Origin of the sequence: Cohnella sp. LGH (assembly GCF_017671885.1) — a bacterium.
Taxonomy (GTDB): Bacteria; Bacillota; Bacilli; order Paenibacillales; family Paenibacillaceae; genus Cohnella; species Cohnella phaseoli.
Genome location: NZ_CP072117.1, coordinates 8,699,808 through 8,712,549, shown reverse-complemented (window position 1 = coordinate 8,712,549; position 12,742 = coordinate 8,699,808). Strand labels below are relative to the sequence as shown.

Below are 12,742 nucleotides of genomic sequence, written 5' to 3'. Positions count from 1 at the left end.
CCATTCACTTCCTCTTAGTACCGTCATTGCGATACATTGCGAAGATTATGGGAGAAATATGAACGGAGCGTGAACCGGTTTACGCTCTGTCGGGCGGGGCGGCGGGCAGATGAACGACGACTTTCGTACCTTGCCCGACCTTGCTTTCCATATGAATATCGCCCTGGTGGAGAGCGACAATTTTTTGGACGATAGCGAGTCCAAGACCGTTGCCGCCGCTGCTGCGATTCCGGGATCGGTCCGTCTTATAGAAACGCTCGAAAACGCGGCTCAGTTGTTCAGGCGCAATACCGACTCCGGTGTCGGACAAAGTCACGGTGTATCCGTCCTTGCCAGCCCGTATCTGAATATGGATGAGTCCGCCTTCCGGCGTAAACTTGATGCTGTTGCCAAGCAGGTTCGTCCATATTTGATTGAGTTGATCCTGATCGGCCGTTATTTTAGCGCCCTGGGGCAGATCCAGATCAATATCCATGTGTTTCTCCGACCATAGAGGTTCGCAGTTCACGACGACCTGCCTGATTTGTTCGTCAAGATGATAGGTGGCGTACTCCAAAGGATGGTGACTGGAATCGAGGGACGCGAGGTTGAGTAAATTATCGCTGAGCCGGGATAATCGGCCGCTTTCCGCCAGGATGATATCCAGATACTGAATGCGTTCGTCCTCGGCGATGGAATTCATGTCCTTCAGCGCTTTCGCAAAACCGGATATAGACGTTAACGGAGACTGAATCTCGTGCGACACATTCGAGACAAAGTCCTGTCGCATCCGCTCCAATTGTTTAAGATCAAACGCCATCCCGTTAAAGCTCCGCGCCAAATTTCCTAGCTCGTCCTTGCGCTTTAGTCCCAATTCCACGTCGAAATCGCCTTTCGCAAGTCGTTTAGTCGCGGCAGTAAGCGTCTTGATCGGTTTTACAACGTAGATAGCGGCTATAAGAATAAAGATGCTTCCCGCAACCAGAACAAATAGAAGAATGGTTAACATCAAGTGCGTGAGGGTCGATTCGTTTTTGGATGAGGGCAGCAAAAATAAAGCATGACGCTCACCGCCGATTGGAAACGGCAGCCCGATGAATGTCATCTTATCCTTGGAGGAAGATCGGTAGATCTCGCCTTCCCTTACTTTCCGAATAGCATCCTGCGAAATCGCAAGATCGTCCATATCGGAGCTGATCTTGAAGGATTTCATGGCTCCCGAGCCGGCGTATAGTTGAACGGAGTAGGAGGTCAGCTTCACCATGCTTTCCATGAATCGATCCAAATTTGCCGGCTCCGTCTGTTCGTAGACGCGAATGATCTCCTCGCCTGCGGCTACCAGATCGTTCTGCCCGATTCGGTCTATTTTCTTCTCGAATAGCGCAAGTCCGGCCAGAACGGAGATAAGCAGACCTATTCCCATGGCAGCCACAAACGTTAACACGACGCGGACGTACAAAGACCTTGTCATTTCTGCACCTCTAGCCGGTAACCGAGACTGCGGACCGTCTCGATGCGGAAATGCTCGGCATCCTCGGCGAAACGCTCCCTAATTCTCTTAATATGGACATCGACGGTTCGGTCGTCGCCTTCGTAATCCATCCCCCAGATTTGCAAAATGAGCTGCTCTCTAGTTAAGATTTGTCCAGGGTGACTGGCCAGTTTGAACAGCAGCTCAAACTCTTTTAACGGCAAAATGAGCTCTTCGCCGTCTCGGATCACCTTGAATGCCCGCCGGTCCAACACGATTCCGCCTAATTGAACGATCTGGGAGCTAACGATTCGATAACGCTTTAGCAATGCTTTTACCCGCATCACAAGCTCCAAAGGATCGAAAGGCTTGGTCACATAATCGTCCGTGCCCAACTGAAAGCCTTTCACCTTTTGCCCGGACTCTCCTTTGGCCGTGACCATAAGCAGCGGAATTTCCGGATATAGGCGGCGGATCTCCCTGCACAGCTCCCAACCGTCCATATGCGGCATCATAATATCGAGAATAACAATATCGACGGTCGAATTCTCCATGATGGAGAGTGCCTCGATCCCGTCTTCCGCCTCGACCGTATCGAACCCCTCATTCCGCAAATACAAGGCGATGAGCTTGCGAATATGAGCGTCGTCGTCCGCGATAAGAATTTTGGTCATTTTCTTGATAGTCCCCTTGGAAAATCAATTCAATTGTGCACGAGAGAATAAATTCCTGATAGCAGCGTCATCCTCGCATGCCTCTTTAAACCCTATCGCAAATTTTTGTATAGCCTCTCTATTATCGGAATAAGCGCAGAACATACTGCCTTCCGGGTCAAAGCGTACGCTACCGGTCAACTGAGGCATCCTTTCCTTAAGAAAAACAGCAGCCAGAGAACCCCAATCGTAGCCGTTGCCCTCAAATCCCTCGTCAGCTCTGGTTTGAAAGTCCGATTATAGATTTTTTCATATTCACGATCTTTATGCCAAAGGTTTAGCTCTTTCAACAGTTACTTTTCCATGATCTTCTCCTTTTATCCAACAAATGATCAGCCATTAAATCGTGCAAGATCCGACCCGCCCTATTTAAAAAAATCCGAAAGCAGCGGAAGCAGTTTTTTGGCGCTAACCATGTGATTTTGGCCTGTGAGCTGGGAGTGTTTTGCGTTTGGAATTGCCTTCGCCAATTGCCGAGCGACATCATGCAATCCTGCGGGACTCTTCTCGCCAACGCCGATTAACGTCGGGACGGTTACTTCGGCAGCTCTTTCGATGGGAGGTAGATCCTGCGTGAGCGCGATATCGTAGGCCAAGGTTGGCGCAAGTGCCTTCATTTTCTTCCAGCCGGGGAATAGCGGCAATAGCCAGACGAACGCCGACGGCATCCCGATCCCCTTCAGAAAGGTACGCATGGCCTCCGCGTTCTTACCGTCATCGAGCAGCTTTTGTACGGTCTGACTTAATTGACGATATTCGACCTTTTCTTTCTCGTCATGCACATAAGACGCATCGTACAACGCTACCTTTCGTACTTTGCCTCCCAGCCGAAGCGCAGCCTCTAGCGCCAACACGGCGCCCGAAGAATGGCCGTACACATACGCGGTGCCGCCGGCTGCATCGATCATGGCTTCAATATCCTCGATCTCACGCTCCAGCGAATAAGGCAGCGTATTCCCGCTATCTCCGCGTCCGCGTCGATCGTAATTGTAGACCGTAAAAGATCTGGCAAATATTTTGGCATCCTCCACAATCGGCTTAAAAGTGCGGTAACAGGATGCCCCCGTGATGTAAATGAGCGCCGGACCGCTGCCATAGACATCATACGCTATGGTTGTACCGTCTTTGGAGGGAGTTGAGTTCATGATCACACCTACTTCCTTATTTACTTGCTATCCTATAAGACGAGTAAACGATCGTGAAATCATCGGTCCGGCTCTAAATTTCACATTGGCGAGGTTATGTATCTGGTTTTTCAGCTTAAAAGCTTGCATATTGGATCAAACTGCTGTATTATAAGACTTCTGACCGACATTAAGGTCGTCATGCTCAGTAATACTATCGCGGGGTGGAGCAGCCCGGTAGCTCGTCGGGCTCATAACCCGAAGGCCGCAGGTTCAAATCCTGCCCCCGCAACCAACTTACAATTTATGCTTTGCACATATTAAATGCCTTTAACCCGCTGATGTGGATTAAAGGCATTTTTCGTTCTCCTAATCGCTCATGTCTATTCCTTACTTATACAGCACCTTATCGACATTGTACTTGGCCTTATGTTCGTTAATAATGAACGTTTCATAAATTTCTCTATGAACGGCATTCTCCACTAAACAAACCTCGATTTTGGTCACTTCATTCCGATGATCTTTGATGTCCGACACCGTATCCTCAAAGTGCTTCTTGATACGAGGTCTTAACTTCCGCGCCTTACCGACGAATAGGAGTTCATCCTTATCATTGTAGAACATGAAAATCCCCGCTTTATCACGAGGAATCAGAATGAAATCCGTAAACCCGTAAATATGGCTTAATGTCGGCGCCTCCTGTTTGTAAATCGTGACTTCGGGAGTCGGAATCTCTATTTGTATCACTACTTTTCACTCTCTCTTCTGCGTCATTGTTATTTCATCTTATCATATTGAAATAGTCGCAGCGACGTCCTCGCAAAAAACAATAAACCGTAAATCTTCCAATAGCACTTTTCCCTCCCGCATTCGTTACTCGGTTCGTACTCTTCCTGAACTGGCTGCCTTCGTTTACGCTGGGGCTTATCTTATTCACAACTTCAGGCTAAACGCATTCTTCACAGCGACGCGGATAGCCACTTATGCTTTGTACCAATCTTCCCATTGATCGGCTGATAGATAACGTATGTTCGATTGAACAAGGCGCCCTTCCAGTCGATCAAAAGCCGCTCCTCCAAGCAAAAATCGCAACCCCTTATGTTTCCGTCCGGCTGCTTTAATCCACTCCATAAGCTTGTCCACATAACAGCGATCCGTAACGGAAACAGCAAGGAAAGATACATGCTGATTTTCAATTATAGCGTCCAGATCCTTGAGAGGAGTATCAGGTCCCAAATACAATACATTGACTCCGCGTTTGCGCAAGAAGAGACTGAACGACATGAGGCCAAGATGATGCCGTTCTCCTTCGGGACAAAAGGCTGCCACCACAGGCAAATTAGGATTTATGGGAAAAACCCTGAACAAGGCAGATACTCTCCTCATAATCGTTTCTGTGGCGAAATGCTCCTGTAGAACGCTAACTTTTTGCGATTCCCATTCTGCTCCGACCCGATACAGAACAGGAACAAATATGTGGCGAAATGTATCTTCGAAATCATACAAAGCAAATGCCAGATCTATCGTATGATCTGCTTCTGTGGAATTAAATCGGATTAAATCCGTGTATAGTTTATCAACCAAGCCATCGAGTTTCCAGCCAGTCGTTTCTTGTTCGGCAGCATGCTTAGGAGGGGTGGGCCCGCTTTGCAGCAATAGTTTCGCCGCTTCGCTAATTCTCAATCCATTCTGGATTTGATTTTTTAGGAAGCGAAGTCTAGACAGATCCACTTCACTTAACTGGCGGTGACCTCCGACGCTCCGAGTTGGGGAAATGACCCCATAACGGTTTTCCCAGGCACGAATCGTCACCACCGGGATGCCCAGCAGCTCGGATGCCTTTTTCATGCTATACATATCTACTTTCCCTCCTCGTTTTAATTATACATAACCGATACAAATTGAGGAGGAATCTGACGTAAATTCTTCATTAATAGGATTATTCCCTGAAATCCCTTGCTGAATTTGTATAGTTTTTGTAGAATTATAATCAAAAATCTATACACAATAGGAGTAATTCATATGAAAAATGAATATTCGTCCGCTTTGACAGATTCGCACGGGGTTAAAAAGCTCTACGCTGTGATGGCGGCTATCGAAAGCTCCTTTGCCATGATTGAATTCGACTTGGAGGGCTACGTGCACTTTGCCAACGAAAACTTCGCCCAGACCATGGGATACCGCTTATCGGAAATGCAAGGAGTGAGCCACACCGCTTTCTGTACGTCCGAATTTCGGAATAGTCCTCAGTACCTCGAATTATGGGAAGGCTTGCGTCAAGGCAAGGCATTTCAGAACAAAATTCAAAGAGTTCGAAAAGACGGTCGTCTCATCTGGCTCGAGGCGACCTATATGCCGATTCTCGATGAGCTCGGAAAACCAAAAGGTATATTAAAGATCGCAACGAACATCGACGAACGAGAACAATTGGCTACCCGATTAACTGAGGATTTATTGCAGATGTCCGAGCAGTTGCTAGATCGCACCCGGGAAGGCATCGCGCGAAGCAGAGAGATCGAGGAAGCCGTCGGTCGCGTCGTAACAGGCTCGGAGGAAAACTTGGCCGTTCTGCTTCAGCTTGAGCGCCAATCCGCTTCCATCCGCGGAATCGTTCGGTCGATTAAAGACGTTGCCTCACAGACCAACCTTCTTGCCCTCAACGCAGCGATCGAGGCTGCCCACGCGAAGGAGCACGGGCGAGGTTTCGCTATCGTTGCAAGCGAGGTTCGCAAGCTGGCTACTCAAGTCGAACAGGCTACCCGTGAAGCAAGCGAATATGTCGAAGGAATTGAGGCACGCGTCCGTGATGTCGAGAAAAGCACTAAGAGCTCCCGGATGGTTGCCGCCGAAACCCAGCGAAGAATCCAGCAAGCAGTTGAAGAATTTCAAGGAATCGAGAAAGCTGCTCGTAGACTCGACCGGAATGCAAACGAGATTAAGCTGATCCTAAAATGAAGCTCCGATATCGTTTTGACTCCGAAGCATGCATCTCGCTTGAAAATACGAAACAACAGTTAGACGTTCTGAGAAGGAATAATGTCGTGGATGCTGGCGCTAAAGGCTTCGTCTATTTGTTGCAGGGCTTCATCGCCTCTGTGAGCAACGATACGGCCGATATCTGCGAATACCTGCCTGAGGATAGGCCGCCTGTTGATTTGCCATCCGTGAGCAACGACCACTATGTCCCTAACCAAGTCAAGAAAGATAACTCGATTGTAGAAATCGGCTGGGGCCTGGGATTTGTTGTCATCGCCCTGACTACAGCCGTGAACCACAGGCTTATGGCGCTATACACGTCATCCCAATTACTTTGGCGAAGCCGTTATGTGGTGGGGAATCGCGCGATCTTGCCCGATCGCCATTGTGAAAATTGTACGTTATCACAAGTTAATAGAAGCTATTTAACACTCTGGACAATCGACAGCGTCATTCTTCTTTCTCTACAAAACCCCGCCCCACGGAGTAGAATTCATCCTTATTCACGGCATCGTCCAGCCACTTCAGCAGCTTCACCCCGTCCTGTTCGGCATTGTAAAAATGTTTTACGGGGGAGAGCGTATGCGGCGTCCTGCCCGTCTTCTCGTTAAGACCGTAATCTGTGATGTAATAATAGTAGCCCGGCAATGCCTCAGTTAGCTCTCCGGCAGAACGCAGCATGCGGGCCGACCAGCGCTGCAGATATACGTCATCGTCCGAACCGTCGCCGTTCAGATCCTTTTCAAAGTCGAACAGCAGCTCATCATACAGCGTATTGGACTGCAAAAGTATCGCGCTGTCCGGCAGCAGCTTGCGATTCGCCGCGAATACGGACGAGATTAAATCCCCGTGCACTTCATAACCGAAGGTTGCTGCAAAGTTGGCCTTCCATTCGGTGTCGATAATATCCGGCCAGCGATCGGCATTTAAGTAGGAGCTGTCCGAATATTGATAAATGCGGGCATTCGGGTAGCGCTTCGCAATCTCGGGCGCCCAGAAAGCAGCTCCGAATCCCCCGGCGCTTTCTCCCGCAACGAGGATCTTGTCCGGCTCGGCGAAACGGCTCGCAATCCATTCCAATGCTGCGCGCGTATTGGCTTGACCGTTGTACCGCATGGTAAACGGCTTGCCCTTAGCATCCGTATAATCCTTGAATGCATTCCCGATATGCAGATCGCCGGTAGAGTAAGGGATATAGACAATATTCCAACCCTTGAACGGATTGTCGGGGTTATTATTTTTCAACAGGCCGCCAAGCGTACTTACTTTAAAGAACGGAATGTTCGGAAAGTAATATTTGATCTCGCCGTTCTTCAGTACATTACCCAGACTGATCGGCTGTGAGGCAGTCGCCGCATCCCAGGCCACACCGCCCCCGGAAAAATAAATGATCAATTTATTTTCATCAGCGGCTCCCTTATTGGCAAGTAAGTAGTAGTCCGAACCGTCGGCAGATAGGACTTGTGCATCCGGGTCGAACTTGATTTTGTTCCACGCATAGCGCTCGGCAGTGGCCCATTCATCCGGCTCAACAGGCTTTTCAAGTACGAAAAAGTAAAGATAACCTGCCACAACACCTAAAACAAGCACAATTCCGCCTATCGCCGTCAGGAGAATCTTAACGCTTCTTTTCATTGTTTTCTGTTTTGCCACACATAGACCGCCTTCTAATCATAAAGTCGTCGTTCCCATAATTTATCATATCAGTCCGATGATAAGTCAAAACATAGAGCTAAAGTAGCTATTTTCTCCAGTGTTTGCCGCATTCTGGAACACAAATAGGCGGGTGCACATAGGCTATGGTTGACTTCCGAATCGATTCCTCTAAGGAGTGCGAATAATGAGTGGTAATAAAGACAGAGCGAAAACCCATCAAATCCCGCTAAAAAAGCTCCCGCCCGTAAGCGTTGCACAAAAATTCCCCACCGTTCAAGGGAATGAGAAAGCTTCTGTTGCAGGTCTCAAGCTTAATCATAAAGAAGATGGCGTAGCCTCTGTGCTTAACGAATGCGTGGACCGCGCGTTCCGCATTCCTATATTTTTAAGCACAACCAATTCCGTAAACCCCATTCAAGAACAATTTCTCAATCGTCTTATATTAGAAATCGAAAATGCGCTGCTGTTTCCTCGCACATTGCCTCAAAGCGAACAATATCCCGAAACCATCCTGACCAATATCCGCCGTTTGGTAATATCCAGTTATGGCTTGTTGGCGATCAATTTCCGCAGATTTTTCGCTCAAATTCTTAAAACCAATGTTGGCCAGACGCCGACAACCGCCCCGTTCTGGGAAGGCTCCGTTTTTTCGCAGATCGAACCTGCGATGGCTTTTCAATTTGGCCTTCCGATATTATTACTAAGAGAAACGGGTACGGACGTCACCAATGGCATTTGGGCGGGAGGCATTGCGCCGCTTAACATTTTTATCGATTGGGATTCCGACAATCAATCCGTCGAGGAGTTTTTCAGCAGCATTCAATGGAGAGAAGTTTTTGCCAACTGGTCGGCAGAGGTAAGAGCTTATTATTATCTCCGTACGGAGCCGCAGTTCATCGTTCAGACTTAAATTCCAAATGCCCCTTTGTAACCTCTTCGGGAACGTGACTTGGCGGAGCCGGGGCCGGGACTTGAAGGCCAAAAGTGCCTTCACGAGGCCTCGGCCTGGGCTCGAAGGCCAAAAAAGTGCCTTCACGAGGCCTCGGCCTGGGCTCCAGGGCCAAAAAAGTGCCTTCACGAGGCCGCGCTCGGGGCTCGAAGGCCAAAAAAGTGCCTTCACGAGACCTCGGCCTGGGCTCGAAGGCCAAAAAAGCTCCTTCGCGAGACGACACAGGCCGCGGCCTCGCATAGACAGCATTGAACTTGCCTCCCGCTAATATAAGGACGGGCCTGCGACCAGCGTAGAAATAAGGAACGTGCAAGAACGCTCGTGTACCGGTTATTGCTGTTTAACTTACTCAAAAACCCGTTTTACTTTAGCGGCCACATAGCGGCTGCCCCCGCGACCCTGTACGTTCTCAATCATCATAGAGATCAGCAGCTGCGGGTCATCCGCGTCAAAACCGACGAACCAGCCGTTTTCCTGCCCTTTTGTGCCCTTGCTCGCTTTTAGCTCCGCGGTTCCCGTCTTGCCGGCGATCGAAGCGCCGGCAATATAGGCGCCATGCCCGACCCCTTCCGGACTCGCCACCGCCTTCACAAGATCGGCCTTGATTAATTCCGCCGTATCCGTCGACATCGCTTGCTCCTTCCACAGCTTTCCCGCAAAAGCGGAATCGGCCTCCGATAGCTGCGGATAGGCGATATTGCCGCCATTGACAAGCGCGGAGAAGGCGAAGGCGACATGCAGCGTCGTCATCTCTACCTGTCCTTGTCCGTAGCCGGAGTCGGCAAGCTGAATATCGCCGGACGGCGCGCCTCCGCCGCCGGCAAGCTGCGAAGCGCTGAACGGATAGGTCAGCGGAAGCGGTTCGCCTATCCCGAAGCGTGCCGCGCCTGCGACGAATTGCATTTTGCCGATGGCCAGCGCCGTCTGAGCGAAATAGATATTGTCAGAGTAGGTCAACGCCTTCGACAGATCGACCGGATTCAGTTCGTGTACCCGCTTCACGTAATACTTGCCCCAGGTACTGTCTTTCTTCCAGGTCAATCCGGCAATTTCCTTCGCCTCGTTTGGATCAAGCGCGCCGCTGTCGAGCCCAATCGCTGCCGTTATGACCTTAAAGGACGAGCCTGGCGCATATGTCCGGGAGAAGCGGTTCAGGAACGGATGACGCGGATCTTCATTCCATTGTCGGTATTGTTCCTTGGACACGCCTTGAACAAAAGCGTTCGGATCGTAAGACGGGCTGCTGAGCAGCGCCAGCACCTCTCCGGTCTTGGGCTGGATCGCCGCCACGGAAGCTTCATCGGCCTTTACTTCCTCGTAGATCGCTTGCTGCAACGCCGCATCGATCGTCAATTTGTACGTCGTGCCGTTCCTGGCATCTTGCCCTGCGATCACGGATTTCTGCACGCCTGCCCTATCCGCAATAACAACCGCTTTGCCTGACGTACCGCGCAATTGCGTCTCAAGCATAAGCTCCAGCCCCGCCTTGCCGATCAGATCTCCGGCCTTGTAGCCCTGAGCTTCGCGCGTCTTCAGCTCATCGGCGTTGATCTCTCCAATATAGCCGATCAGATGAGCCGCCACTTCGCCCAGCGGATAACGCCGTACCGTAACCTTCTGAGCGGAAACCCCCGGAAGCGCTATGAGTTCTTCCCTCGCCGCATTATCGACCACTACGGCGATCGGAACGAACAGATTCGGCTTCACCCACGACGCGCCAAGCTTGCGGTCGATCTCCTGTACAGTCATGCCTAATTTATTGGCCATCGACGCTTTAACCGTATCGGCCGAATCCCCGAGCTTGCCCGGCACAATGCCGAGTTGCGCCGCCTCGACGTTGACCGCCAGCGGATTGCCGTTGCGATCGACAATCTCCCCGCGTATCGCAGGAGTTTTCTCGATTCGCACCGTATCCCCCTCTTCCATACCGGGGAAAATATACGAAGGATTCCAATCGATTAGCCAGTTCGTTATACCGTCGTCCTGCACCGTCTTTCTGACCCGACCCTGGTTATCGAATGAGATAGGTCCTTCCTCCGTATCCATAGAGACGCGATAAGCGAACCCTTTAACAGAAGTTCCGGCCCCCGTCACCGCCCCGTCTTCTTCGGTCGGTAGCGCCGTTACGACCAGATTGGACACCTTAAGCGCATCGTAGATCGTCTGGTACCGCTTGACGAACTGTTCTTCCGTCAGATCATTTTTCACGAAAGGCGAGAGCAGCGCATACATCCCCGCATAATCAAGCCGTTCCCACGCTGACAAGTAAGAGATCACGCTTCCCGACGAATCCGGCGCGACTGATGGCTCCGAAGAAGGAGCGTCCGTGGACGTTTCCGAAGCCGAAGGCTCCGGAGACGATTTGCCGAACAAATCGGAACAACCTCCGAGCAGGAATGAAAGCATCATAAGAATAATCGCCGCCAAGCGAACGCTGGATTGTCGTTTCATCTGAATTGCCTCCTCGATACCAAAATCACCGATCTGTAAACACATTGCTTATTGTTTATACTGCGATCGCGGTTCGATGTTTCTGTTACCCGGAAATTTTGTCCCGTAAAGTCTGTAGCGGCTTCGGCCCCACCTTGTAGAGGCTCCATGCAGTAAGGTAAACTGTTTTCCTCTTTCTGAACTCACTATACAAATAAAAAGCGGCGCAGTATTACAAAAAACCGCAGTCCACTTCACTTATGAAGGGAGTAGCGGTTTATGGGCTTTATTAATCAACTTACTTTTCCGACGCAATCCGATTGGCAGGAGCCGTCCAAGCGGAAGCTTCTTGACCGAAGAGGTCCAATTCCCGGATATTTAATCTAACCCCAGATCTAGCCGCTTCTCCCTTTTGCAGCTCAATCGTCGCTCTTCTATGTTCGGCAGGCTCCGATATTGAAGCAAGAGCTTCATCCAAGGCTTGCAAAAACTGCTTAAAAAATTCTTCCGGCGAATCCTGAAAGCTTGCTCCATCAAGCATCACGCGCATAATCCGATTGTCCAAGGTCCCCATGGAGACCAACAAGCCTTCACCTTGTTTTCCGTGTTCAATTACCCTCATCTTGAGAAGTCATCTTTACTCCTCCTGCTTCCAGAATATCTAAATCTCCCAATCCCCGCGCAGCTGCTCGTACAACCAGATCAGAAAGATCGTATCGTTCGGCGCAATGTCTTGGCCGACGCCGAGTCGGCCTGCAAAGTGTTGGGCGATCGGCTGAGCCAGTTGCGCGAGGCGCTGCTGCGAGACAAACGGCAGCCGTTCCGCCCAAGTAGCGAGCAGCACCCAATCGGAATACCCGACCGCCCTGCGGCTCTCTTCGTCCAGTTGCTGACGCGGCAGCGATAGGCGCCTTCGGTCGATTTGCTTGTTAATCTTCTTCCGCAGCTTAAGCCGTTCCTTCTCTTTCTCGACGACGACAATCGTTCCCGCCACCATATCCCCGATTCTGCGGTCCAAGGAGCTGCTCATGACGACGATCATCCCCAGAAAATAGCCGACAGGCAGCATATCGATCAGCCGAAACAGATTGCGAATGAAGACCGCTAGCAGCCCGGCGTTCCGGCCTTCCATCTGCACCACGCGGATGCCGACCGCACGCTTGCCAACAGTCTGCCCACCCATGTAGTATTCGCACCCGACATAATAACCGCCCGTGCCAACCGCTCCGATAATGAGCAGCGCCGCGATCGCGTAATCGCTGTTTTCGAAGAATATAGAAGCGAAAGCAAGAGCGATATAGACGGCGACCAGAATCAGCATGTCGATCAATTGCGCAATGGCCCGCATCCCCACTCCCGCCGTAGGGAATTCCAACCGGACCTGCTCGGGCGTTACGATCGACACTTCTTTTTCCAACGGATAGCTCATTCTTATGCTCCTCGT

The 12,742-nt window shown here is 50.5% G+C and carries 11 protein-coding genes, 1 tRNA gene and 2 pseudogenes; 4 read left to right on the top strand and 10 right to left on the bottom strand.

Annotated elements, in window-relative coordinates; all coding sequences use genetic code 11:
* Positions 1-79: 79 nt before the first annotated feature.
* The 4 genes and pseudogenes from J4772_RS35985 to J4772_RS35970 all read right to left on the bottom strand — a co-directional run bounded on the left by J4772_RS35985 (position 80) and on the right by J4772_RS35970 (position 3,308).
* On the bottom strand, positions 80-1,450 hold the full coding sequence (locus J4772_RS35985; protein WP_209073570.1) for a HAMP domain-containing sensor histidine kinase: 1,371 nt from the start codon (positions 1,448-1,450) through the stop codon (positions 80-82).
* A complete protein-coding gene (locus J4772_RS35980) occupies positions 1,447-2,124 on the bottom strand; it encodes a response regulator transcription factor (protein ID WP_209073569.1) in 678 nt (225 codons plus the stop codon). Before J4772_RS35980 ends, J4772_RS35985 begins: the two co-directional genes overlap by 4 nt.
* A 24-nt stretch (positions 2,125-2,148) precedes the next feature.
* Positions 2,149-2,382, bottom strand: a pseudogene (locus tag J4772_RS35975) (Imm51 family immunity protein); the annotation flags it as partial.
* A gap of 146 nt (positions 2,383-2,528) precedes the next feature.
* Positions 2,529-3,308 carry an alpha/beta fold hydrolase gene (locus J4772_RS35970; protein ID WP_209073568.1) on the bottom strand — a complete coding sequence of 260 codons (780 nt, stop codon included), beginning with the start codon at positions 3,306-3,308 and terminating at the stop codon, positions 2,529-2,531.
* Positions 3,309-3,505: 197 nt separating this feature from the next.
* Here J4772_RS35970 and J4772_RS35965 point away from each other — a divergent pair.
* A tRNA-Met gene (locus J4772_RS35965) sits at positions 3,506-3,582 on the top strand.
* 95 nt (positions 3,583-3,677) lie between these two features.
* Here the strand turns inward: J4772_RS35965 and J4772_RS35960 are convergent.
* Positions 3,678-4,034: a nucleotide excision repair endonuclease gene (locus J4772_RS35960; protein WP_116060817.1), complete on the bottom strand. Its 357-nt coding sequence runs from the start codon at positions 4,032-4,034 to the stop codon at positions 3,678-3,680.
* A 234-nt stretch (positions 4,035-4,268) separates the two neighbouring features.
* The gene (locus J4772_RS35955) at positions 4,269-5,144 is read right to left on the bottom strand and encodes a MerR family transcriptional regulator (RefSeq protein WP_209073567.1); all 876 of its coding nucleotides are present in this window, start codon (positions 5,142-5,144) and stop codon (positions 4,269-4,271) included.
* A gap of 165 nt (positions 5,145-5,309) precedes the next feature.
* Between J4772_RS35955 and J4772_RS35950 the strand changes: the two genes are divergently transcribed.
* Positions 5,310-6,242 (top strand): methyl-accepting chemotaxis protein, encoded by a 933-nt coding sequence (locus J4772_RS35950; RefSeq protein WP_209073566.1) that lies wholly within the window; start codon positions 5,310-5,312, stop codon positions 6,240-6,242.
* Positions 6,243-6,566: 324 nt separating this feature from the next.
* Positions 6,567-6,692: pseudogene (locus tag J4772_RS37735) on the top strand (DUF1295 domain-containing protein); the annotation flags it as partial.
* Between the two features lie 21 nt (positions 6,693-6,713).
* On the opposite strand, the gene J4772_RS35940 reads toward J4772_RS37735, so the two are convergent.
* A complete protein-coding gene (locus tag J4772_RS35940; protein ID WP_209073565.1) occupies positions 6,714-7,916 on the bottom strand; it encodes a pectin acetylesterase-family hydrolase in 1,203 nt (400 codons plus the stop codon).
* Between the two features lie 187 nt (positions 7,917-8,103).
* Here J4772_RS35940 and J4772_RS35935 point away from each other — a divergent pair, with 187 nt between their 5' ends.
* Positions 8,104-8,829 (top strand): hypothetical protein, encoded by a 726-nt coding sequence (locus J4772_RS35935; protein WP_116060819.1) that lies wholly within the window; start codon positions 8,104-8,106, stop codon positions 8,827-8,829.
* A gap of 384 nt (positions 8,830-9,213) precedes the next feature.
* On the opposite strand, the gene J4772_RS35930 is transcribed toward J4772_RS35935, so the two are convergent.
* From J4772_RS35930 to J4772_RS35920, 3 genes are all read right to left on the bottom strand, one after another.
* The gene (locus J4772_RS35930; protein WP_209073564.1) at positions 9,214-11,319 is read right to left on the bottom strand and encodes a penicillin-binding transpeptidase domain-containing protein; all 2,106 of its coding nucleotides are present in this window, start codon (positions 11,317-11,319) and stop codon (positions 9,214-9,216) included.
* 277 nt (positions 11,320-11,596) lie between these two features.
* Positions 11,597-11,920: a hypothetical protein gene (locus J4772_RS35925; protein ID WP_209073563.1), complete on the bottom strand. Its 324-nt coding sequence runs from the start codon at positions 11,918-11,920 to the stop codon at positions 11,597-11,599.
* A gap of 39 nt (positions 11,921-11,959) precedes the next feature.
* Positions 11,960-12,727 (bottom strand): RDD family protein, encoded by a 768-nt coding sequence (locus tag J4772_RS35920; RefSeq protein ID WP_209073562.1) that lies wholly within the window; start codon positions 12,725-12,727, stop codon positions 11,960-11,962.
* Positions 12,728-12,742 lie beyond the last annotated feature (15 nt).